20 protein-coding genes are annotated in these 23,235 nt (G+C 37.3%); 14 read left to right on the top strand and 6 right to left on the bottom strand.

Going from position 1 to position 23,235, the window contains the following annotated elements:
- Positions 1-27 precede the first annotated feature (27 nt).
- A complete protein-coding gene (gene ercA, locus F3D3_RS03740) occupies positions 28-1,176 on the top strand; it encodes an alcohol dehydrogenase-like regulatory protein ErcA (protein ID WP_069871320.1) in 1,149 nt (382 codons plus the stop codon).
- Positions 1,163-2,683, top strand: coding sequence for a diguanylate cyclase (locus F3D3_RS03735; protein ID WP_069871318.1), 1,521 nt, complete (start codon positions 1,163-1,165; stop codon positions 2,681-2,683). The genes ercA and F3D3_RS03735 overlap by 14 nt, the downstream gene beginning before the upstream one ends.
- Before the next feature lie 134 nt (positions 2,684-2,817).
- Here the strand turns inward: F3D3_RS03735 and F3D3_RS03730 are convergent, their stop codons facing one another.
- Complete coding sequence (locus F3D3_RS03730) at positions 2,818-3,135, bottom strand: YbjQ family protein (protein ID WP_069871317.1); 318 nt, start codon at positions 3,133-3,135, stop codon at positions 2,818-2,820.
- A gap of 33 nt (positions 3,136-3,168) precedes the next feature.
- A complete protein-coding gene (locus tag F3D3_RS03725) occupies positions 3,169-3,387 on the bottom strand; it encodes a hypothetical protein (RefSeq protein WP_069871315.1) in 219 nt (72 codons plus the stop codon).
- A 160-nt stretch (positions 3,388-3,547) separates the two neighbouring features.
- On the opposite strand from F3D3_RS03725, the gene F3D3_RS03720 reads away from it, so the two are divergent.
- The 6 genes from F3D3_RS03720 to F3D3_RS03695 all read left to right on the top strand — a co-directional run bounded on the left by F3D3_RS03720 (position 3,548) and on the right by F3D3_RS03695 (position 9,251).
- Positions 3,548-4,396 (top strand): sugar phosphate isomerase/epimerase, encoded by an 849-nt coding sequence (locus tag F3D3_RS03720; RefSeq protein ID WP_069871313.1) that lies wholly within the window; start codon positions 3,548-3,550, stop codon positions 4,394-4,396.
- A gap of 144 nt (positions 4,397-4,540) precedes the next feature.
- Positions 4,541-4,807 (top strand): Veg family protein, encoded by a 267-nt coding sequence (locus F3D3_RS03715; protein WP_242877067.1) that lies wholly within the window; start codon positions 4,541-4,543, stop codon positions 4,805-4,807.
- Positions 4,808-5,229: 422 nt separating this feature from the next.
- Positions 5,230-6,462, top strand: coding sequence for an arginine deiminase (gene arcA / locus F3D3_RS03710; protein ID WP_069871310.1), 1,233 nt, complete (start codon positions 5,230-5,232; stop codon positions 6,460-6,462).
- Positions 6,463-6,686: 224 nt separating this feature from the next.
- Entirely contained in the window at positions 6,687-7,679 is a 993-nt protein-coding gene (gene argF, locus F3D3_RS03705; RefSeq protein ID WP_069871308.1) for an ornithine carbamoyltransferase, read from the top strand.
- A 104-nt stretch (positions 7,680-7,783) separates the two neighbouring features.
- On the top strand, positions 7,784-8,725 hold the full coding sequence (arcC, locus tag F3D3_RS03700) for a carbamate kinase (RefSeq protein WP_069871418.1): 942 nt from the start codon (positions 7,784-7,786) through the stop codon (positions 8,723-8,725).
- A 190-nt stretch (positions 8,726-8,915) separates the two neighbouring features.
- Positions 8,916-9,251, top strand: coding sequence for a winged helix-turn-helix domain-containing protein (locus F3D3_RS03695; protein WP_069871307.1), 336 nt, complete (start codon positions 8,916-8,918; stop codon positions 9,249-9,251).
- Positions 9,252-9,312: 61 nt separating this feature from the next.
- Here F3D3_RS03695 and F3D3_RS24005 read toward each other — a convergent pair whose 3' ends face one another.
- Entirely contained in the window at positions 9,313-10,065 is a 753-nt protein-coding gene (locus F3D3_RS24005; RefSeq protein ID WP_069871305.1) for a hypothetical protein, read from the bottom strand.
- 276 nt (positions 10,066-10,341) lie between these two features.
- On the opposite strand from F3D3_RS24005, the gene F3D3_RS24985 reads away from it, so the two are divergent.
- From F3D3_RS24985 to F3D3_RS03675, 3 genes are all read left to right on the top strand, one after another.
- Positions 10,342-11,739, top strand: a complete 1,398-nt coding sequence (locus F3D3_RS24985) for a sigma-54-dependent Fis family transcriptional regulator (RefSeq protein ID WP_069871303.1) — start codon at positions 10,342-10,344, stop codon at positions 11,737-11,739.
- Positions 11,740-11,979: 240 nt separating this feature from the next.
- Entirely contained in the window at positions 11,980-13,020 is a 1,041-nt protein-coding gene (locus F3D3_RS03680; RefSeq protein ID WP_069871301.1) for a 3-oxoacyl-ACP synthase, read from the top strand.
- Entirely contained in the window at positions 13,004-14,323 is a 1,320-nt protein-coding gene (locus tag F3D3_RS03675; RefSeq protein WP_069871299.1) for an acetyl-CoA hydrolase/transferase family protein, read from the top strand. The genes F3D3_RS03680 and F3D3_RS03675 overlap by 17 nt, the downstream gene beginning before the upstream one ends.
- Positions 14,324-14,518: 195 nt before the next feature.
- On the opposite strand, the gene F3D3_RS03670 is transcribed toward F3D3_RS03675, so the two are convergent.
- Positions 14,519-15,304 (bottom strand): NAD(P)H-dependent oxidoreductase, encoded by a 786-nt coding sequence (locus F3D3_RS03670; protein ID WP_069871297.1) that lies wholly within the window; start codon positions 15,302-15,304, stop codon positions 14,519-14,521.
- Positions 15,305-15,384: 80 nt separating this feature from the next.
- Positions 15,385-16,587, bottom strand: coding sequence for an FprA family A-type flavoprotein (locus F3D3_RS03665; protein WP_069871296.1), 1,203 nt, complete (start codon positions 16,585-16,587; stop codon positions 15,385-15,387).
- A gap of 537 nt (positions 16,588-17,124) precedes the next feature.
- On the opposite strand from F3D3_RS03665, the gene nifJ reads away from it, so the two are divergent.
- Positions 17,125-20,667 carry a pyruvate:ferredoxin (flavodoxin) oxidoreductase gene (gene nifJ / locus F3D3_RS03660; RefSeq protein ID WP_069871294.1) on the top strand — a complete coding sequence of 1,181 codons (3,543 nt, stop codon included), beginning with the start codon at positions 17,125-17,127 and terminating at the stop codon, positions 20,665-20,667.
- Positions 20,668-20,921: 254 nt separating this feature from the next.
- On the opposite strand, the gene F3D3_RS03655 is transcribed toward nifJ, so the two are convergent.
- Positions 20,922-21,329: a hypothetical protein gene (locus F3D3_RS03655; RefSeq protein WP_069871293.1), complete on the bottom strand. Its 408-nt coding sequence runs from the start codon at positions 21,327-21,329 to the stop codon at positions 20,922-20,924.
- Between the two features lie 173 nt (positions 21,330-21,502).
- Between F3D3_RS03655 and F3D3_RS03650 the strand changes: the two genes are divergently transcribed.
- Both F3D3_RS03650 and F3D3_RS03645 read left to right on the top strand, forming a co-directional pair.
- Positions 21,503-21,985 carry a hypothetical protein gene (locus F3D3_RS03650; RefSeq protein WP_069871290.1) on the top strand — a complete coding sequence of 161 codons (483 nt, stop codon included), beginning with the start codon at positions 21,503-21,505 and terminating at the stop codon, positions 21,983-21,985.
- 86 nt (positions 21,986-22,071) lie between these two features.
- Positions 22,072-23,205: an aldo/keto reductase gene (locus F3D3_RS03645; RefSeq protein WP_069871288.1), complete on the top strand. Its 1,134-nt coding sequence runs from the start codon at positions 22,072-22,074 to the stop codon at positions 23,203-23,205.
- Positions 23,206-23,235: the final 30 nt, after the last annotated feature.

The following is a 23,235-nucleotide window of genomic DNA, read 5'->3' as shown; positions in this document are numbered from 1 at the left end:
TATAAAAGCTCAAAGGAGTGTTTTTTTATGATGAAAGAGCTTAGAAAAATCGTAATTCCAGAATTTATTTTCGGATTTAATTCCAGAAAACTTATAGGGTCGTATGCGAAAAATTTAGGAGCTGAAAAGGTCCTGATTGTAACGGATGAAGGTGTTATAAATTCAGGATGGGTCAAGGAGATTACGGAAAGTTTAACAGAAGTGGATATAGACTACCATGTGTTTAGTGACATTTTTCCAAACCCGAGGGATATTGATGTCATGGTTGGTGCGGATGTTTTTTTGGCGCAAGACTGCAATTTTATAGTAGCAATTGGAGGCGGGAGCCCCATGGATTGCGCTAAAGGTATTGCTATTGTTGCCACGAATGGCGGTCATATAATCGATTATGAAGGCGTGGATTCAGTGCCTTATCCTGGTCCGCCACTTATTTGTATTCCTACAACTTCAGGCACTTCGGCAGATGTATCTCAGTTTGCCATCATATTAAATACAATGAGGCTCGTGAAAATTGCGATTATTTCTAAAAAGGTTGTCCCAGATTTAGCGTTAATTGATCCTGAACTGCTCACGACGATGGATGACTATTTAACGGCATGCACAGGGATGGATGCGTTGACACATGCCATCGAGGCTTATGTCTCGAATGCATCTTCCTCATTTACAGACTTGCATGCACTTGAGGCAATTCGACTGGTCAGCAATGATCTGATTTCACTTTATAGAGATCGAAGCAATGAAGAGGCACTGAGTAATATGATGCTTGCAAGTTTGCATGCAGGCATTGCATTTTCAAATGCGAGTTTAGGGGGGGTTCATGCCATGGCTCACAGTTTGGGGGGGCTTTTTGATTTACCTCATGGAGAGTGTAACAGTATTTTACTGGAGCATGTAATTGAACATAATTTCGAATTTGCAAAGGCACGTTATTTAAATATCGCAGAGGCTTTTGGTGTGAAAAGTCCAAGTAAAGAGACTTTGTTAGAGGCTATTAGAGGGATGAGAATGACGCTTGGCATAAAAGGTCAAATTGACTTGCGCGTGAAGCCAGATGAAATTCAGAAATTAGCTGAATTTTCATTACGAGATCCGTGCATGGTAACAAATCCGAAAGTGATGTCGAAAGCAGATGTTATACAAATTTTTGAAAGGGTTTTGTGCTATGAATCCAAATAATAACGATCTATTGAGGAAAAAAATTATCGGACTTGGAGAAAGTTCAAATCGGAAAAATTATTATCCAGAGTTGATGGGTACCATCAAAAAACTTGAGAAAATTAATGCTCGAAATTCTGCACTTTTAGAGGCTATCCCTGACTTGCTTATTTTGCGCGATTCTGAAGGAAACTTTTTTGAATATTATGGTGAATTGATTATGCTGAATGAAATAGGACCCGATCCCATAAAGCAGATGGTGTTTGAGGCTATATTTGATTCGAATTGGTCAGAGCAGATTTCAAAGGCGGTAGAAGAAGTTCTGACGGTATCTGAAGCCAGGGGGTTTGAGCTTGAAATTGCAAAGAAATGGTTTGAGATGCGGATTGTGCCCACTGGAAAAGATGAAGTGCTCATGATTGTGCGTGACATTACGGAGTCAAAGGATTTTTTTGAAAAACTCGAGTATATGGCGACCCGAGATTACCTAACGGGCCTCTATAACCGCGCTTATTTTGAGGAAAGGCTTCTAGAACATTGTGAAAATGGCGAAAAAGATTTAGGTCTTATTCTGTTTGATATTGATGGATTAAAGCTCATAAACGATGCTTTTGGTCATTTGACTGGAGATCATATGATTAAAGAAATCGCTGATGTCATAAAAGGCCATTTTAGAGATCGTGGCATTATAGGCAGATTGGGTGGAGACGATTTTGGGGTTATATTGAGACATGTCGATGAGAAGATACTGGATCGTCTGATTAGTGATTTAGATTTAAAATTTAAGCATTTCTATGCACTTGATAAAAAGATCAAGATGAGTGTCAGTATAGGCTATGCGATTAATTCTGAAAGCCTTAATAAAACACATTTGCTCTTTGCAAAGGCCGATCAAATGATGTATCGTAAAAAACTGCTTAAAAGTGGAAGCGTCAGAAACGAAATCGTGACAACCATGATGAGTGCGCTTGAAGCACGAGATTATATTACGGAAGGTCACGCTGAAAGACTTGAGTTTATTGCACTTTTCATAGGTCAAAAGCTTGAACTCCCTCAGCATCAACTCGGGAGCATTCGACTGCTCGCAAAGTTTCATGATTTTGGGAAGGTAGGTATTCCAGATTATATCCTCATGAAACCAGGTCCACTGACGGACGAAGAGATGACGATCATGAAGACACATTGTGAAATAGGGCAGAGAATTGCCAGTGCATCTACAGAACTCGCTCATATTGCCAATCTCATTCTGATGCATCATGAACACTGGAATGGTGGTGGGTATCCCCTTGGAATAGCGGGAGAAGACATTCCTATTGAGTGTCGCATATTGTCTTTAGCAGATGCCTATGATGCCATGACAAATGATAGACCTTATAGACGCGCCATGAAACGGGCGTTGGTCTTAGAGGAAATTAGTAAATTTAAAGGGAGACAATTTGATCCCGCACTTACAGAATTATTCCTTAAGCACATCACTGAAATAGAGCTATTAAAAGCGGATGAAGATGGGATGGTCATAGAACAATAATGATTTAATGAGGATGTCAAAAAACATGTTTTACAATAATCATATGATCTACAAAAAAAGCTCTAAAATTTTCAATAGAAAATTAAGAGCTTAGTGCACCGTCCTCTTTTTTGAGGAGTCTTTTCATGCATAACCTAGTCTTCAACGATAACGGCAGTACCATAAGCTAAAATTTCAGCGGCACCTTGGATAACACTTGAAGTGGTATATCGAACGTTAATGATGGCATTTGCACCTTGTTCAGTAGCTTCATCTACCATGAGTTTAGTTGCGATTTGCCGAGCTTCATTTAGCATTTCGCTGTATTCTTTCATTTCTCCCCCTACGAGATGACGGAAAGCTGAAGTGATGTCTTTACCAATGTGTTTTGCGCGAATCGTACTACCTCTTACCAGCCCAATTGTCCGAATGATATTTTTGCCAGGAATATCAGGTGTATTAACCAACAACATAGAAACGCCTCCTTTGAGTAAACACTAGAATTATCAATACTTTTTGTAATCATCATTTTCTTTTTTATAATCTCGATAACGATCGATAATTAAAGTGATGATCAATGCGATTCCAATGATTAGAAGCCCTACAGCTGCGATGTTAATAGTGATGACGAGCAAATGTGCAGCCGGGAGAAATATCGTTGTGACAGATGCGCCTATAAGGCAGACTATCAAAAAAACAAATGTGATACTCAAATTTTTAATCATGGGAAATCGCTCCTTTCGTTGATTAATCGGCACGTTTTACATCGTGTCGGATTATGATAAAATATGAGAGTCCAAAGTAAATTTCTTACTCTTATTTTATCAAATTTCATATAAAACGAGGTATTAAAAAAGCATTAAATAATTAAACGAGAGGTGACCAATGCTGGGTACGAATACAGTTCATTTCAATATAGAGGCATTAAGTCAATACAAGTTAGAGTGTGTAGAAGTTTGCCTTGGAAGAGAAGGCACTTTTAAAATGCATCAAAAGAAAGTTTATGATGAAATTCAGCGTGCAAACAGGCTTAAAATCCCTTTGTCTGTACATTTGCCGATTGAGCTGCCAGAGCGATTTACAAGAGACTATTTGGATGCTTTTTTTTTGGAGCAAGATGGTGAAATTGCATTTGAAATGATTGAACTCAATTTAAGTGCGCTTTCAAAATATGATATCGAGTATTATGTGCTACATTTTCCAGGTGTAATCCATGTGATTGAGGCAGAAGAACTCTTTGTCGATAGGCTTAGAGTTGTACTTGCAAAGATAAATGCGCTCGCCAGACGATACAAGGTTAAATTACTGCTTGAGTACTTTGGCTCTAATGTGAATTTTTATAAACCGCAAATGTGGATAGATGAAATACTCAAATTTTCAAATTTAGGAATTCTGGTGGATACAGGGCACCTTTATTTTGCCTCCAAGATCTGGGGTTTCGATTTTATGAACATACTTAAAAATTTATCAGAAGTAGCAGATGCTTTTCATTTGTGGACGACAAAAGGAGAAGGCGTTTATGCCAGCAGCGAATACTATCAGAAATTTAAGCATATTGTTCCTCATGTTGAACAGCGTGTAGAAGATGGCTGGGCTTTTGACACTTTAAAAGTTTTGGAAATCATATCCAATACTGAAAAACCCGTCATTATAGAAGCAGCGCCACTTTATCTAGGTGAAAAGTACTATAGAGATGGGATAAAAAGCGTAGTAAACTTTTTTGCAAATTGTTAAATATTTGTTAACATATTAGAGAAAAAGTAATTAAAATGTAGAAAATGAGTATTGACAATGTTTAAGAGACGTTGTATAATAGTTGACAATTTATGTCTGTAATGATACAATAAATTTAGCTATAGTATAAGGATGGTGGTAGAGTTGGCAACTAGACAGACATTAGACGATATCAAAAAAAATGTACAAGACTGTTTGGGTAAAAAGGTCATCCTAAGAACGAATAAGGGAAAACGTAAAGCAAAGGTAAGAGAAGGCATCATACAAGATGCGTTTCCAAGCGTTTTTACCGTTCGTGTTGATGAAGGTAGAGATTCGGAGAGAACAGTGTCATTTAGCTACTCAGACATATTAACAGAGTCTGTTGAAGTTACAATTTTGGGTACGACCGATAAAATAAAGGTATCATGAAAATAAGGCTGGGAACCTTATTTTTTTTTGCCTAAAATTTGAATGCGACTGGAATTGAGCCAAAAAAATTAGGGCAAATGTGATGCGCATGAAATAGAAACACCAGAATTGTGAGAAAATTTAAAAAAATAGGGAACAATTTTATTAAATCTAATTCATTAATATACAATTGGGGTTGTGGTTATTTGGACGCTATAAAAGGTATAAGTCAGTGAAGGGGTAAATGAACGCCTGAGAGTGTAAAAATATGTAATTTTATTCACTGGATGAATATGCACGACGTGTATAAAAAAACAACAACATCTTGAAAACATTGAAAAACAGGGGTTGATAAAATTAAAAAAGAAGTGGTATACTAAGTGAGAAGGTTAACACAATGAATAAAATACCATAATCTGGTGGTGGCTGAAAGAGGGGTTAATATGAATCACAATGGATTACAAGTCTATTCGGAAATCGGAAAACTTAAAAAAGTACTGCTACACAGACCTGGTGAAGAAATCGAAAACTTGACACCGGACTTGATGGAAAGACTGCTATTCGATGATATTCCTTATCTAAAAGTTGCACGTGAAGAACACGATGCTTTTGCTGATGTATTTAAGCGCAATGGTGTTGAAGTGCTCTACCTTGAGAAATTAATGGCTGAAACCATTAAAGATGAGTCCGTAAAGCAAATTTTTATAGAAGAGTTCGTAAAGGAAGCAGGGATTCTCAACAAAACGAGAATGGATCAAGTGACAGCTTATTATCAAAGTTTTTGTGATGATCAAATGCTCGTGGATAAGATGATGGCGGGGATTAGGCGCGAAGAATTCAAAGTAGGTTTATCTTATTCTTTAGCAGATATGATCGAATCGGATTATCCTTTTGTGGTAGACCCAATGCCAAATCTGTATTTTACAAGAGATCCGTTTGCAACTATTGGCACAGGCATATCACTTAACAAAATGAGAACTGTAACCAGAAGAAGAGAGACCATTTTTGCAAAGTATATCTTTAAATATCACGCCATGTTTAAGGATGCATCTATACCTTATTGGTATGATCGAGATCAACCTTATTCAATAGAAGGTGGCGATGAACTTGTGTTAAGTGATAAAGTTATTGCAATTGGTGTGTCTCAAAGAACGGATGCAGCTGCGATTGATACAATCGCCAAACGGGTTTTTGCAGATGGCCAACCTTTTGAAACCATTTTAGCATTTGACATTCCAAAGGAACGTGCTTTTATGCATTTGGATACTGTATTTACGATGGTAGATCATAATAAATTCACGATACATCCTGAAATTGAAGGGCCGTTAACGGTGTATTCAATTCAAAGGGGCGACAGTAAAGGTGAGTATGTGATTGAAAAGGAAACGAAAAAACTAGAGGATATCTTAACGAAATATCTTGAGGGAGACCAAGTGAAATTGATTCGATGTGGTGGGAAAAGAGGAATTGATGCTGGAAGAGAACAGTGGAATGATGGTTCCAATACACTTGCCATAGCACCGGGAGAAGTTATTGTTTATTCAAGAAATCATGTGACCAATAGACTTTTAGAAGAGGAAGGGGTAAAACTGCACATCATCCCATCGTCGGAATTATCCCGAGGTCGTGGAGGCCCAAGATGCATGTCTATGCCACTTTATAGGGATAAATTATAAGGGGTTTAACTTTAATTATAAAATTCAAAAAAAACAGTTGACCTTAGAGTTACTCAAAGGTTTATCATTTATAATAAGAAGATCAATCATAAGGCAGAATATTAAGTTCAAATCTCAATAATTGAGATGCATAATGCTATAACATAGGGTAAAATGATGTTGTAGGTAATTAACGCCACTTAAGCAAAGATATATTTCAAACCATTTTTAAGGAGGAACAGCTCATGCCTGTAAATTTAAAAGGAAGACATTTATTGACTTTAAAAGACTTTACATCTGAAGAAATTAGATATTTATTGGATCTTTCAAAAGATTTAAAAGCTAAAAAACGTGCTGGAATTAGAGGCAATCTATTAGAAGGCAAAAATATCGTATTGTTATTTGAAAAAGCTTCTACTAGAACAAGATGTGCATTTGAAGTTGCGGCATTTGATGAGGGCGCTCAAGTTACTTTCTTAACCAATAGCCAAATGGGTAAAAAAGAGAGTATTGAAGATACGGCTAAAGTGCTCGGTAGATTTTATGATGGGATTGAATTTAGAGGGTTTAAGCAAGAAACAGTTGAAGATTTAGCGAAATTTGCTGGCGTTCCAGTTTGGAATGGATTAACAGATATGTATCACCCAACTCAAATTTTAGCAGATTTTTTAACCATTATGGAACATGTTGCTAAACCGCTTAACAAAGTTAAATTTGTCTATGCAGGTGATGCGAGAAATAATATGGGGAACTCATTAATGATCGGTGCTGCTAAAATGGGCATGCATTTCGTTGCGCTTGCACCAAAAGAATTATGGCCAACTGAAGCGCTTGTTGCTGAAATGAAAGAAGTTTGTAAAGCAACTGGTGGACAAATTGAATTAAGTGAATCTGTAGATGCTGTTAAAGGCGCAGATGTTATATATACAGATGTTTGGGTTTCAATGGGCGAAGAGCATATGTTCGCTGAGAGAATCAAACAATTAAAGCCATACCAAGTCAATATGGAAATGATCAAGAAAACTGAAAACAACGATGTGATTTTCATGCACTGTTTACCAGCATTCCATGATCAAATGACTGAAGTTGGCGTTCAAGTTAAAGAAGCTCACGGTATCGATGAAATGGAAGTTACTGACGAAGTGTTCAGAAGCAAACATTCAGTTGTATTTGATGAAGCAGAAAACAGAATGCACACAATCAAAGCCATTATGGTTTCAACTGCAGGTAATTTGTAATCCTTTAACATTGTACTATTAAATAGCAGCTTGTATGATTATATTGCGCCTCTACATGAGGCGCTTATACATTATATAAGTTATAGGAGGGCTTTTTTATGAAAATGAAGGATAAAATCGTTGTCGCTCTAGGCGGTAATGCACTTGGAAAGAATCCAGAAGAACAATTACAACTCGTTAAACATACGGCAAAACCAATCGTTGATCTCATTGTGGCAGGACATGAAGTTATATTAGCACATGGTAATGGACCACAAGTTGGCATGATTAACCTTGCAATGTCAACGGCTTCACAATCTGAAGCCAAAACACCTGAAATGCCTTTTCCTGAGTGTGGCGCCATGAGCCAAGGTTATATTGGATATCATCTTCAAAATGCCATCAGAGAAGAGCTCTTAAATAGAAATATGGCGATACCAGTTGCAACTGTCATTACTCAGGTTATTGTTGATAAAAATGACCCCGCATTTCAAAATCCAACCAAACCTATTGGTGCTTTTTATTCAAAAGAAGAAGCAGAGCAAATGGTTGCCGAAAAAGGTTATGTCATGGTAGAAGATGCTGGTAGGGGATACAGACGTGTTGTCGCTTCTCCAATGCCAATAGATGTTGCCGAAAAAGAGACGGTTAAGGCTTTAGTTGAAAAAGGACATGTTGTCATTACTGTTGGTGGTGGTGGTATTCCAGTTTACAGAGATGGAAATGCACTTGTTGGAATTCCTGCTGTAATTGATAAAGACTTTGCATCTGCAAAGATTGCTGAACTTTTAGATGCTGACTATTTAATCATTTTAACGGCAGTTGAAAAAGTAGCGATTAACTTTGGAAAACCGGAAGAAAAATGGTTATCCACGCTATCTTCTGAAGAGGCAAATCAATATATTGCTGAAGGTCATTTTGCACCAGGAAGCATGCTTCCAAAAGTACAAGCGGCACTTAAATTTGCAAATTCTAAACCTGGGCGTAAGGCTTTAATTACTTCTCTTGAAAAAGCAAAAGAAGGTATTGATGGCATTACGGGAACACTGGTTGTCAATTATAAATAAAGATGCGCAAAATCTAGAAACCACCGATATGATCCAGAGGATATCAGTGGTTTTTTTACGCCTTATGGATATGAAAAAATAGGCTTATAAAATTCGATTTTAGAATAAATTAAGAAATGTTTTAATATGAGTTTAGATTTAGGGGATAATATGAATTCATATAGACCTATTTTAAGGGGGCGTGGCTAAAATGTGGGGAAATCCATCCGTGAATGAATATCGAGAATTTGAACTCAAAAATGTTCATATTTACTGTGGTTCTCAGAGCGTTGAGGTATCAGGAAATGAAATAGCACTGACACGGCTTGAGTATCAATTTTTAGTGTATCTTGCTGAGCATGAAAATAAAGCCATAAGTCGAGAAGAATTGTTAAATGAAATCTGGCAAATTGAGTACCCCATTGAGACGCGCGCTACAGATGATACTGTAAAAAGGCTACGTAAGAAATTAAAAGAAGCTCAGGCGCAGATTCAAATAGAAACCATTCGAGGATTTGGATTTATAATTAAAAAAAATAAGGCTTGATTAAATCAAAGCCTTATTTTTTTTTTGCTAATTTTTAGCACATGCTTATTTCAATGAAAAGCTACTCGGAAATATCAAACAATGGATTTGTTTTAACACTTGAGGAGCTTAAGTATTGACTAATCGCATAGTTTTGGAGAAAATTAGACGCAAAATTAGTGGAAGATGAGGCTTCGGTGGTTGTATTATCTTCGTCTTCATCCTCTGCATATAATGCATCTAATAGCGTTTGAAGCGTGCTGATTTCATCATCATCATCTTCTACATCAGAAACAGCACTGGCGCCACCTAGACCGCCTGGACCACCTGGACCACCTGGACCGCCTAGACCGCCCGGACCACCCGGACCACTTGGACCTTGAGCCATTTGCTGAGCTTGCGCCTGAATATCTGTAAGAATTTGTGTCAATTCGTCTTCTGAAAGTGCTTCGATTTCAGCTGTGCTTGCTTCTTCGCCAGATAATGCAGAATCTACAGAAGCTAAGAGCGCTTGTTTATCCTCAAGACTCATAGCATCTAAATCAGATTCGGAGACGTTATCCATGGCAGTTTTGATAGTTTCCATTTTTGTGCTTTCGCCTTCATCAATACTTTTAATTTTGTGCTTCATCATCTGAACTTTAGGATCACTTAACATATCGCTTTTGATACGATCAACGCTTGATGATGAATCTGAATCAGAAGCGTAAGTGGCAGTTGAAAAAAGAGCGTTTGCAAGTGCAAGTGTTGAAGCATCATAAGATTGTGATCCTGATGTGGTTTGCTTTTGCGTTTGACTGATGTAGTATTGTTGATCTGAACTAGAAATTCTCATATTAACCTCCTTTATAGTATTAGTTTGACACGGATAGCATCGGAACATTTTGTAAAATAAATCAACGAATTTGCGTGGCAGTTTTGTGGCAGTTTTTCAGCCTATAGAAAATTTGAGTTGAATACCTTAGGATGGAATGTCGTATTTCCGAATGCGATCAATTGGTATCAAATTTGCAAGTACTTATAGTTGAACATAATCCTATCAAATCGGTTTCAATTTATTTAGGAATCCGATATAATATGATTAAATGCTTTAAGAGATGGAAGTGAGATAATGAAACGTAATGAAAGTCCATTATTGGACGCTTATTTTGTTCAAAACATGCACCAAATTTTTGACCCAATACCAGTGCCTATTATTTTGGTCAATAAAGAAACCGAAATCATGATGATCAATGAAGAATTTGCAGCGTATTTGGGTCATACAAGAGCTGAACTGATTGGTAAGAAAGTTAATGTCATAGATCCGAACACGAGATTTCCTTACGTATTTAAATCCAAAAAACCTGAAATTGCTTACAAACATAAATTTTCTAACGGGCATACGGCATTGGTTCATCGAATTCCAGTATTAGATGATGATGGGGAAGTACTCTATGGCTTTGGAATGGTCATATTTGATGATCTCAAAAAACTGCAAGAAGTTCTTGAACGCAATAAGCTACTTGAAGGCAAGCTTTCTATTTATCAAGAAGAGTTGAAAAATATGCGTGGCGCTAAATATTCATGGGATACGATTATCGGCAATTCGTTAACCATGCAACGTGTTAAGGCAATGTCTTCAAAGTCAGCTAAGACGGATTCCAATGTCTTAATCATGGGAGAAAGTGGCACTGGAAAAGAACTTTTTGCACATGCTATTCACAACGATTCAAAACGGTTTGATGGCCCTTTTGTCAAAATTAACTGTGCGGCGATTCCCAAAGATTTATTAGAATCGGAACTCTTTGGATATGAAGAAGGTGCTTTTACAGGTGCAAAGAAACAAGGCAAAATCGGGAAATTTGAACTCGCAAACGGTGGGACGATTTTCCTTGATGAAATTGGAGATATGCCACTAGATATGCAAGTTAAAATTCTCAGAGTATTACAAGAGCGTGAAATTGAAAGAATTGGCAGTAATAAAACGATTCCTGTGGACTGTAGAATCATTGCTGCGACAAATCGAAATTTGATCGAACGGATTAAAGCAAATGAGTTTAGGGAAGACCTCTATTACAGGCTAAATGTTATCAATATTGAGGTGCCACCATTAAGAGATCGAAAAGAGGATATTGAGCTTTTATCACTCAAACTTATGGAGAAGCTTTCTAACAGTTTAGGGCATTATGTGAGCAATATCACGGTGGAGGCACTGGAATGTCTTAAAGCATATAACTGGCCAGGTAACATTAGAGAGCTTGAAAACATCATTGAACGCGCCATCAATATGGTTGACAATGAAACCATTGAATTATTTCATTTGCCTCAATATATTCTTGTTAAAAATCAAAGTGTTTATACCGAAATTCCCAAGATTCAAAATCTTAAAGAAGCTGTAGAAGAAGTTGAGAAGACGACGATTTCAAATTGTCTCGTTGCAGTTCAGCACAATAAATTAAAAGCAGCCAAGCTCCTTGGGATTAGCAGAACGAGTTTATATGAGAAAATTGAGAAATATAAATTAATCTAAACGATTTAAATCTTTATCATTTACCTAAGTAGTGTCCAAATGTGCTGTCAATAATTTGGACACTGTTCTTTTTTTGTACAGAAATGTGTACAAAGTTTGATGATAAATTCTTAGTCTGCGTCCAGCATAGAGCCGTGATGTTCAGCCGACTCGATGCTGTTAGACGAGGATGAGTTCGCTGAAATAAGTTGGCATAGGTTTTGCGATTTATCTCATTGACGAAACGAATAGGAGGAATCTATGTCAATGAGAACAGTAGGAATAGTAGGCACAGGCATTTATATCCCAGAAACTTTTATGACTGCAAAAGAAATCTCTGAATCAACGCATGGCATATGGACTGAAGATGCTGTTATTCATAAATTGGGATTTACGAAAAAACCAATTCCTGGACCAGAAGATGGCACACAGGAGATGGGTGTTAAGGCAGCGCTTGATTGCTTGAAAAGAACGGGAATTGATCCGCTTGAAATCGATGTTATTTTATGTATGGGTGAGGAGTGGAAAGAATATCCACTCACGACATCAGCCATATATATTCAAGAACAAATAGGGGCAACCAATGCTTGGGGAATAGACATTCAAAACAGGTGTTGCACGACGGTAACTGCTATGAAAATAGCCAAGGATATGTTAGTCGCTGATGAGAGTATTCAAACCATTTTGATCTGTGGGGGTTATCGAAATGGGGATCTTGTAGATTACAGCGATAAAGACATGAGTATGATGTTCAATTTGGGTGCAGGTGCAGGGGCCATTTTATTAAAGGCGGATTATCAGCGCAATAGGCTCTTAGAATCACATATTATGTCAGATGGCAGTATGGCTAGAGATGCAGGGGTTGAAATTGGCGGGATAATCAATCCGATTACAGATGAAAATCAGCGAGAAGCTTATAAATCACTCAGGCTGATGGATGCGGAGCACATGAAAAATAGGCTTAATGATGTTTCCATGAAAAATTGGATGAATTGCATTGAACAGGCATTCATAAAATCAAAAGTGGATAAAAGAGCGTTAGATTACTTAGCAGTGCTTCACTTTAAGGCTTCCATGCATAAACATATGCTCGACTTGCTGGGTTTAAATGAGGAACAGTCGATTTATCTTAGTGAATATGGCCATATTGGTCAAGTCGATCAAATTCTGTCATTGCATCTTGCGATTGAGTCGGGTAAGCTGCATAATGGCTCAGTTGTTTCAATGATTGCGGCTGGGATTGGTTATGCATGGGCTGCTAATGTAATCATTTGGGGGGAGAGGAGTGAGCAAATTGTCTAATTATCAAAATAAAGTCATCCCTGTGGATGAAGCGCTTTTAAAAATAAAATCAGGGGATCATATTGTGTCGGGATTAGCAGGTGCAGAACCTCAACTTATGCTGTCTAGGCTTCATGAAATTCATGAGCGTGTACAGGATGTGCACATTATGACTTGCCTACCCATGGGACTTTATGATTTCTATACGGTGCCAGAGTATAGGGATTCTTTCTTAATGGAAGGGTGGTTTTACAGTGGCCCCATGAGAAAATGTCATGATTATAAAAATGTGACGTTTATACCGAACCATCTCCATTTCTCTGCTAAAAAAAGAATTGATTTTAGAAAACCCAATATCTATATTGGAAATTGCTCGTGGATTGACGCGCATGGTTATGTATCTTTGGGACTTAGTGCCGTGTATGAAGTGGAAATGATTGAAGCCGCTGATCTGGTTATTTTAGAAATGAATCCAAATGTACCTAGAACTTTTGGAGATACAACACTTCATATCTCGCAGGTGGATTTTATCATTGAGACGGATTATAAAATGCCCGAATTACAACCGACGGCTATCAATGAAAAAGATAAAATAATAGGGAAATGGATTGCTGATCTTATAGAAGATGGTTCTACGATCCAACTTGGAATAGGAGGCATACCCAATGCAGTTGCAGATGCGCTTAAGACTAAAAAACACTTAGGGATTCACACCGAAATGTTTACAGATGGGATGGTGGATTTATTTGAATCCGGTGCGATAGACAATACACAGAAATCAATTCATAGGGGGAAAATGGTTGCAGCCTTTGCCCTTGGAAGCGAAAAACTGTATAAGTTTATAGATGACAATCCTGCTGTGGCCATTTTAGATGGCGCATACGTCAATGATCCACACGTGATTGGACAGAATGTCAAAATGATTTCCATAAATACTTCTATTGAAGTAGATCTGACAGGTCAGTGCTGTTCAGAATCTATTGGGACTAAACAAATCAGTGGCACTGGTGGGCAAGCAGATACTGCAATTGGTGCTCAAAACAGCAAAGGCGGTAAATCCTTTATTGCTTTATATGCAACTACAACTGTAAAAGATTCTGAAACGGGAAAACTTGTGGAAAAATCTAAGATCGTGCCAATCTTATCCCCAGGAGCCATCGTTTCACTTTCAAGAAATGATGTGGATTATGTTGTAACGGAGTATGGTGTGGCTTCACTTAGAGGGACCTCTATCAGGGAGCGTGTAAAAAGATTAATTGAAATTGCGCATCCGGATTTTAGAGCGTGGTTAAAAGAAACGGCTGAAGCGTACAAAATTTGGTAATGCCATAGAAGAGCACTTTAATCATACTGACTGCTTTAAGAAGAAATTCATAATTTAAGGATTGAAGAGAAAGTACTAGCACTCTTGCACGCTCTATTTGCTTCAATCCTTTTTTTATGCGCTTATTAAATTATAATTATTCCGCTAGGGACTCTATCACATCTTTGAGCAGATATTTCCGAAAAAATAAGCAAATCAATAACCGAGATACACTTTTTTCATAAAATGTTTTATGATTTTAGTGAGAACGGAACTTAGGAGCAGTCTATAGAGTGGAATACGAGCATCATAATAATATTGCATTTCAAACCAATTGTTTTTAGTAAAGGTAATATTATCTTTTACAAGCGTATCCCTTGCGGCATATGCATTTAGCTTCCAAATATTAAACCACAATAGATCGGTGAGTTTAGGCGTTGGATAATACCTATTACTTGATTTGAGTTGATGTAAAATAATGTCAGCCGTTTGTTCTATTTTAAGCATAGATTTTTCTTTGAATTTTGGGGTCAAACTTTCTAGATGTGGGATACCCATTTCATATAATACATATCCTCCCCATGCTTTTACATTTTTCGACATGTATTTAAAAATGGGTTTAAAAGAACCGCCCCCACTGCTCACTAAGACAAATGGTTTTCCAAAAAATTCAGGACGATGCCAAAGATAGGTCATAAAATCAAACCATTTCTTCATGAGTGCTGTTACATGATCATTGTAAACGGGTGAAGCTAAAATGATTAAATCTGCTTGGTGTATCAATTGGGTGAGATCATGTAATTTTTCAGATTCAAGGCAAAGTGCTTCATCTTTTAGGATACACAAATGACAGCCGGTACAGTCTTTTAAATTTAAAGATTTTAAATCGATAATTTTGGAAGTGATGGAAGGTTGAGTTGCCCTTAATTTAGATTCTAAAAGATTTAATAGATGATAGGTTTCATAATGCCGTGGGCTGCCGTTGATCATTAAAATATTCATGGGATCTCCTTGATAAGAACTGACATTTGTAAAAGGCTGATCGTCAATATTGCGATCAGCCTCATAAATACTATAGGATTCTATTCTGGGAAATCAGTTTTTAAACGTGCGGCAATCTCTTTACCTAAACTTTGTAAAGCTTTAAATTCAGCATCTTTCGGAGAATAAGTCGCCTCGATAGAGGGTCCAATCTTTTCCCAACCAATTTCGGAAACGAATTCATCTATTCCAGATACCCCGCCACCTGACCACGATTTATTACCAAAAACGGAAACGTAACGTTCTTTTAAGCCAGAGTTTCTAAACTTCTCAAGAACCGTTGCCACAGAAGAGAATACTTTTGTGTTATAGGCGCAAGAGCCTATAACCACCGATTTATATTTCCAAACTTCACTTAAGATATAAGAGGTGTGTGTTTTTGAAGCATCAAAGACTTTGACATTTTTGATACCGTGTTCAGCGATAACGCGAGCAAGATAGTCTGCCATTTTAGCGGTGTTACCATACATTGAGCCATAGATGATGACCACACCTTCTTCAGCTTCAAATCGGCTCCATTTGTCGTAAAGAGAAATGATTTCTCCAGGATTGGTTCTCCAAATTGGGCCGTGTGTTGGCGCAACGATTTGAATATCAAGTCCACCAACTTTTTTGAGCGCACGTTGTACCATTGAGCTGTATTTTGCGACGATGTTTGAATAGTAACGTCTTGTCTCATCTTCATAAAATTCATAATTGATTTCATCATCAAAAATACCGCCATCAAGAGAGCCAAATCCGCCGAAGGCATCCATTGAAAACAATACCTTTGAAGTTTCATCATAGGTCATCATAGTTTCTGGCCAGTGCACCATCGGGGTTAAATGGAAAGTTAACTTGTGGTGACCAAGGTCTAACGAATCACCATCACCAACTTCATAAAAGTTTTTAGTAATCCCATAGAAGCCTTCAATAAAGGGAAATGTTTTTTTATTGCCGACGATCTGCATTTCAGGATAGGCGCCCAAAAGAGCAAGCATGGAACCAGAATGATCGGGTTCCATATGATTGACAATCAGATAATCAACGGGTTTGTCGCCGACAATTTCCTTTATTTTTTCAAGGTATTCTGTGGTTTTGTTGAATTTAACCGTATCAAGGATTGCAATTTTCTCATCATTAATAATGTATGAGTTATATGCAACACCTTTTTCAAGTGGCCAGTAATTTTCAAAAAGTGTCGTTTCACGATCATTGACGCCAATCCAGTGAATCTTATCTTTAATATTTAATCTGCATTCCATTTTTTCACCTCATAATTTAATTTAGTTGAATATAATTGATTAGACCATCTGTTTATTCTAAAAAGGTCTAAAATCATACTTTCTATGTTGTTTCTATTATAAAATAAAAAATGAAAAATATCATCCTTTTACTTGTGATTAGTTTATCAAAAAAAAGCAAAGTATGAAATCGAATAAAATAGTCAAAAAAATTCATAAAAAAAGAGAGAATGAACATTGTATACAAAATACAGAAGTGGTATAATTGTATTACAGTATATTTTTCAAAAACGGTTAAAAATCACTTAAATGAGTCAGGGTATGAACTCGGAATATCCGAGCAATATTGTAGGGATAATTTGTGTAGGTTTTTGTTCGGTTTTCCTTATTTTCTAAGGTTTACATTGCATCAAAACTCTTATATAATGGTCTTGTACAATTTTGACAATTGATTAACAAAATATCGTATAAGTGCATGCTCTTATGAATTGACAGTCATGTATTTTGTATACTATACTGTTTTTGTAATCAATATTGATTAAAGGAGGCTATTTTTCAATGGGTAAAAAAGTTATGAAAACCATGGATGGTAACACAGCTGCTGCGTGGGTATCTTATGCATTTACTGATGTTGCTGCAATCTACCCGATCACACCATCTTCAAACATGGCTGAGTTTGTAGATGAATGGGCGGCAAATGGCAAAAAAAACATTTTTGGACAAAAAGTATTAGTATCTGAACTTCAATCTGAGGGTGGTGCTTCAGGTGCGGTTCACGGTTCGTTACAAGCAGGTGCTTTAACAACTACTTTTACGGCATCTCAAGGACTTTTGTTAATGATTCCTAATATGTACAAAATTGCTGGGGAATTATTACCAGGTGTTTTCCATGTTAGTGCAAGAGCGCTTGCTTCTCATGCGTTATCAATCTTCGGAGATCATTCAGACGTTATGGCAGCAAGACAAACTGGTTTTGCAATGCTCGCTTCTGGATCAGTTCAAGAAGTAATGGATCTTGGTGGAATTGCTCATTTAACTGCAATCAAGTCAAGAGTACCTTTCTTACATTTCTTTGATGGCTTTAGAACTTCACATGAAGTTCAAAAAATCGAAGTAATTGATTACGATGTATTTGATAAGTTAGTGGATCATGATGCGATTAAAGCATTCAGAAAAAATGCTTTAAGCCCTGAACATCCAGTGACTAGAGGAACTGCACAAAACCCAGATATTTTCTTCCAAGCAAGAGAAGCATCTAACTCATTCTACAATGCTGTTCCAGCAATCGTAGAAGGCTATATGAATGAAATCAGTAATGTTACTGGTAGAGATTATAAATTATTTAACTACTATGGTGCACCTGATGCAGATAGAATTATCATTGCAATGGGCTCTGTTGTAGAAGCAGCTGAAGAGACAATTGATTATTTAATGGCTAAAGGCGAAAAAGTTGGTATGATCAAAGTTAGACTTTACAGACCTTGGGCACCTAAATACTTCTTCGATGTTTTACCAGCATCTGTTAAGAAAATTGCTGTTCTTGACAGAACAAAAGAACCAGGAGCTGATGGCGAACCATTATACAAAGATATCAGAGCAATGTTCTACGATGTGGAAAATGCACCTGTTGTCGTTGGCGGTCGTTACGGTCTTGGTTCAAAAGATACAACACCATCACATATCAAAAGAGTATTTGATGAACTTAAAGAAGCAAAACCAGCAAATGATTTTACATTGGCGATTAAAGATGATGTAACAAATCTTTCTTTAGACATCACTGAAGAAATCGTTGCTGAAACTGCAGGCACAATCAGATGTAAATTCTGGGGTCTTGGATCAGATGGTACAGTTGGCGCTAATAAAAGTGCGATCAAAATCATCGGTGACAAAACGGACCTTTATGCGCAAGGATACTTCTCATATGACTCTAAAAAATCGGGTGGTATCACTGTATCGCATTTAAGATTTGGTAAAAACCCAATTAGATCCACTTATTTAATCAACGAAGCGGACTATGTGGCTTGTCATAATCAATCTTATGTATATCAATATGATTTATTAAAAGGTCTTAAAAAAGGCGGCGCATTTGTTCTTAACTGTAAATGGAGCACTGAAGAAGTTCATGCACTATTACCAGCTGAAATGAAACGTTATATCGCTAAAAATGATATTGCTTTCTATACAATCAACGCAACGAGCCTTGCTGAAAATATCGGTTTAGGTAATAGAATTAACATGATCATGCAAGCGGCATTCTTTAAACTTGCTAAAGTTATTGAACTGGATCAAGCGGTTGAGTATTTAAAAGAAGCAATTGAAAAATCTTATGGTAAAAAAGGTAACGCAATCGTTGAACTTAACTACAAAGCAGTTGATGCAGGTATTGAAAACCTTGTGAAAATTGATGTGCCAGCAGATTGGGCAGACGCTAAAGAAGGCGTTGATGTTGAAGCGAAAGGCGAACCTACATTTATTACAAATATCTTAAGACCAATCAATGCTCAAAAAGGTGATGACCTTCCGGTTAGTACATTTAAAGGCATTGAAGACGGTTCATTTGATCATGGGACTGCTGCTTACGAAAAACGTGGCATTGCAGTAAATGTGCCAGAATGGCAAATCGATAACTGTATTCAATGTAACCAATGTTCATATGTGTGTCCTCATGCTGCAATCAGACCTTTCTTATTAACAGAAGAAGAAGTTGCTGCTGCACCGAACACATTTGAAACTAAACCAGCAATGGGTAAAGGACTTGAAGGCTTAAGCTATAAAATTCAAGTATCTCCATTTGACTGTACAGGTTGCGGAAACTGTGCGGATGTTTGTCCTTCTAAAACAAAAGCATTGGTGATGAAACCAATCGAAACACAAGTTGAAAAGCAATCTCCTAACTGGAATTATGTTGCGGCATTACCTGTTAAATCAGATAAAATGCCACTTACAACTGTAAAAGGTTCTCAATTTGCTCAACCGTTGTTCGAGTTCTCAGGCGCTTGTGCAGGTTGTGGTGAAACACCATATATGAAAGCCGTAACTCAATTATACGGTGATAGAATGATGATCGCTAATGCTACTGGTTGTTCTTCAATCTGGGGCGGTTCAGCACCATCTACACCTTACACTAAAAATGCGGCAGGCAAAGGACCAGCTTGGGCGAACTCTTTATTCGAAGATAATGCTGAGTATGGTTATGGTATGGCGATTGGCGTAAAAACAATCCGAAATGCCCTTAAAGAAAACTTTGAAGCATTAGTTGAATTACCTTCAATTGATGAAGCTGTTAAAGCACCTTTCAAAGCATGGTTAGCTGGCATGGAAGATGTAGAAGCTTCAAAAGCGGCTGCAGCGGATATTTTAGCTGTTCTTGCAAACAATAATGTAACCGATGCTGCTGGTAAAGCTGCATTACAATATGCTGCTGATAATTCTGATTACCTCGTTAAACGTTCTGTATGGATCGTTGGTGGTGACGGATGGTCTTATGACATCGGTTACGGTGGACTTGATCATGTTCTTGCAAGTGGAGAAAACTTAAATGTGATCGTATTTGATACAGAAGTTTACTCAAACACGGGTGGACAAGCATCAAAATCAACGCCTGTTTCAGCGGTTGCTAAATTTGCGGCATCTGGTAAACGCGTTAAGAAAAAAGACTTAGGTATGATCGCTACAACTTATGGTTATATCTATGTTGCTCAAGTCTCTATGGGTGCAAATCAAGCTCACTTCTTAAAAGTACTTCACGAAGCTGAAAGCTATGATGGACCATCATTAATCATCTGTTATGCACCATGTATCAACCATGGTATCAAAACAGGTATGGGGACTGCTCAAAGAAGAATGAAAGAAGCTGTGGATTCAGGATACTGGCATTTGTGGAGATTTGATCCAAGAACTAAAGAAGAGGGCAAAAACCCATTCACATTGGATTCAAAAGAGCCAACGACAGGATTCCAAGATTTCATCTTAGCTGAAACAAGATATACTTCACTTAAAACACAATTCCCAGAAATCGCTGAAGAACTCTTTGCAACTGCTGAAAAGCAAGCTAAAGAACGTTACGAAGGTTATGTAAGAATGGCGAAAATGGAGTATTAATCAACTCGGTTAAATTAATTAATCAATAGAACATTTAATATTAAAGGCGATCTCTTAGGAGGTCGCCTTTTGTGTCAGACACAAGACCCCCCCACCTATATAACCACCTTTCAGGCTAAAGTCCTCGCTTGCGCTGTGGATAGCCTTACAGGTGGTTATATAGGTGGGGGTTAACATAAAAGTCCATGTACAGTAAGCGGTTACAAGAAAAGAAAAGACATAAGTTAACATCCTAAGTCTTTTCTTTTACTTTTTTATTTAACTAAGACTCTTATTTCCTCAAGCAGTTCTTTACCATCGATGATGGTGTACATTTTTCCTGAGCCATCATACCAATAATTATCGTCTCCAAGGACTATAAACTTCAATTCTGCCTCATCGAGTATGATGATTTCATACCAAACTCTGGTCATGCCATCTCTTTTATAACCATAACGCTTGTAATTTGAATTATAGTGACTTAATGTGGCCACAATTTCATCAAATTGCCCTTCAAATTGCGCTTCGTTTTTAATATCAAGCTGATTGATTTTTAATATTTGTATATTTTCTGGTGAATGGATGAGTTTGATCACTTTCGTATCCTCATAATGTTGATAGGCAACGATTAGGAGGATGAGAATAATCAATCCTAAAATCCATTTTTCTGTTTTTTTAATCATATTATACCTTTCAATATGATGGCTTAAGTATACCTCATGAATTAAGGATAAATGAAGAAATCCCAGAAGTCAACCCGATTTTAATTGGGTTGACTTCAAGGGGGCGCTGATAATATAGTCGATCTAAATAAATTCATGATATAATGAGTTAAGTATCTGGAGGTGAAGTCGTTATGAAAAATTTTGTAAAAATGAAGGTACGGTTAAACTGTGATCTCTTTGAAGCTTACAGAAGTTTAACGCGAAAAGATAAAATGGAAAAATGGGGCGCAGTTTTCCAAGAAGATCACTTTGAAGTAAAGACTGCAAATGGTGTTTTAAAGGCGAAACTTTCACAAATGGGTGATCTGAATGAAAGCGTGCAACCCATCGCTTGGAGTGGAACCCTTAAAACAGGATCTGAAGGCTCGGATAACCAAAATGAAATCATACAACCGTGTCAGTTTGTTTTCTACCGCATGAACTGTACACATAAGACAGAATATTGTGCAGAAATCCACCTTGTTGTGGAGGCTATTGGTGATACGCTTGTGCCAGAAATTATTTTAAAAGAAATGGGTGAAGGCGTTTTGGATATGATTCGCAAGCGCTACAATAAGGATTGGGTCATCTTGGATTCAGATCTTCACGCCTCAATATTGAAAGGATCACTTTAAGATTGACGTAAGGTCTTCCAAAGAGGTAAAATAGATTTAGAAACTTCGTAAACCGAAATATCTGAACTGTAAAATGAGGAGGCTTCATGAAATTTAGAGAGATTGGAAAAACAAACATCACGTCTTCTGTACTTGGTCTTGGCTGTATGAGATTACCAATCGTAGAGGGCAATTCAGAACAAATTGATGAAGAAAAAGCAATTGAAATGATTCGATATGCCATTGATCACGAAGTGAATTATATAGATACGGCGTATCCTTATCATGGTGGCAATAGTGAACTTATCGTTGGAAAAGCTTTAAAAGACGGTTATAGAGAAAGAGTAACCCTGATCACTAAGTCACCAAGTTGGCTCATGGAACAGCCTAGTGATTTTGAGAAATATTTGGATGAACAACTTGAAAAATTACAAGTATCCTATTTAGATATTTATCTATTGCATGCATTAGATAAGAAAAGATGGGAAACTTATAAGAAAATAGATATTTTTAGCGAAATCGAAAAAATGAAAGCGAAGGGCAAGATCAAGCATATTGGTTTTTCATTCCACGATGATTTTGAAGCTTTTGATGAAATCATTAGAGCCTACAATTGGGATGTCTGTATGATTCAGTTTAACTATATGGATATCAACGAACAAGCCGGTTTAAAGGGCGTCAAACTTGCAGAAGAGTTGGGGATCCCTATGATTATTATGGAGCCGCTGAAAGGCGGCATGCTGGCAACACCTTCAGATGATATTTTAGAACTTTGGAAGCAATCTCCAAGAAACTGGTCGCCAGTAGAATGGTCACTGCGTTATATTGCTAATTTTGAAAATGTAAAAGTGGTTTTAAGCGGCATGTCTAATTTAGAGCAGCTTAAAGAAAATATAGACATAGCAGATCGTCTAGAGGCGAATACGTTAACAGAAGAAGACCATGCCATGATCTCAAAGGTGAGAGAAGCTTATAATCAAAAGGTTCAAATTCCTTGTACAGATTGTAAGTATTGTGTGCCTTGTCCACAGGGTGTTGAGATTCCAAGAGTATTTGCGCTGTATAACAGAGGCAATATGTTCAATAATTTTGAAGGGGTTAATAGTAACTATCAAGGCATGTTGAAACCCGAAGCGAAGGCAAGTAATTGTGTTGCATGTGGGGCATGTGAACCAAAGTGTCCTCAGCATATTCCCATTATTGAAAGTTTAAAAGTGGCAAAAGCTTATTTTGGGAACTAGTAGAAGCGCAAGCGTTGAAGAAACCTAAAT

Source organism: Fusibacter sp. 3D3 (assembly GCF_001748365.1).
Taxonomy (GTDB): domain Bacteria; phylum Bacillota; class Clostridia; order Peptostreptococcales; family Acidaminobacteraceae; genus Fusibacter_A.
The sequence above is the reverse complement of the archived record's forward strand: the minus strand, read 5'-3'. Positions and strand labels throughout refer to the sequence as shown.

What these genes read in the sequence shown, in the direction of transcription:
- ercA (WP_069871320.1), top strand. Translation starts at nt 28, where the DNA reads ATGATGAAAGAGCTTAGAAAAATCGTAATTCCAGAATTTATTTTCGGA.
- F3D3_RS03735 (WP_069871318.1), top strand. Translation starts at nt 1,163, where the DNA reads ATGAATCCAAATAATAACGATCTATTGAGGAAAAAAATTATCGGACTT.
- F3D3_RS03730 (WP_069871317.1), bottom strand. Translation starts at nt 3,135, where the DNA reads ATGTTGTTGGTTAATACACCTGATATTCCTGGCAAAAATATCATTCGG.
- F3D3_RS03725 (WP_069871315.1), bottom strand. Translation starts at nt 3,387, where the DNA reads ATGATTAAAAATTTGAGTATCACATTTGTTTTTTTGATAGTCTGCCTT.
- F3D3_RS03720 (WP_069871313.1), top strand. Translation starts at nt 3,548, where the DNA reads ATGCTGGGTACGAATACAGTTCATTTCAATATAGAGGCATTAAGTCAA.
- arcA (WP_069871310.1), top strand. Translation starts at nt 5,230, where the DNA reads ATGAATCACAATGGATTACAAGTCTATTCGGAAATCGGAAAACTTAAA.
- argF (WP_069871308.1), top strand. Translation starts at nt 6,687, where the DNA reads ATGCCTGTAAATTTAAAAGGAAGACATTTATTGACTTTAAAAGACTTT.
- arcC (WP_069871418.1), top strand. Translation starts at nt 7,784, where the DNA reads ATGAAGGATAAAATCGTTGTCGCTCTAGGCGGTAATGCACTTGGAAAG.
- F3D3_RS03695 (WP_069871307.1), top strand. Translation starts at nt 8,916, where the DNA reads ATGTGGGGAAATCCATCCGTGAATGAATATCGAGAATTTGAACTCAAA.
- F3D3_RS24005 (WP_069871305.1), bottom strand. Translation starts at nt 10,065, where the DNA reads ATGAGAATTTCTAGTTCAGATCAACAATACTACATCAGTCAAACGCAA.
- F3D3_RS24985 (WP_069871303.1), top strand. Translation starts at nt 10,342, where the DNA reads ATGAAACGTAATGAAAGTCCATTATTGGACGCTTATTTTGTTCAAAAC.
- F3D3_RS03680 (WP_069871301.1), top strand. Translation starts at nt 11,980, where the DNA reads ATGTCAATGAGAACAGTAGGAATAGTAGGCACAGGCATTTATATCCCA.
- F3D3_RS03670 (WP_069871297.1), bottom strand. Translation starts at nt 15,304, where the DNA reads ATGAATATTTTAATGATCAACGGCAGCCCACGGCATTATGAAACCTAT.
- F3D3_RS03665 (WP_069871296.1), bottom strand. Translation starts at nt 16,587, where the DNA reads ATGGAATGCAGATTAAATATTAAAGATAAGATTCACTGGATTGGCGTC.
- nifJ (WP_069871294.1), top strand. Translation starts at nt 17,125, where the DNA reads ATGGGTAAAAAAGTTATGAAAACCATGGATGGTAACACAGCTGCTGCG.
- F3D3_RS03655 (WP_069871293.1), bottom strand. Translation starts at nt 21,329, where the DNA reads ATGATTAAAAAAACAGAAAAATGGATTTTAGGATTGATTATTCTCATC.
- F3D3_RS03650 (WP_069871290.1), top strand. Translation starts at nt 21,503, where the DNA reads ATGAAAAATTTTGTAAAAATGAAGGTACGGTTAAACTGTGATCTCTTT.
- F3D3_RS03645 (WP_069871288.1), top strand. Translation starts at nt 22,072, where the DNA reads ATGAAATTTAGAGAGATTGGAAAAACAAACATCACGTCTTCTGTACTT.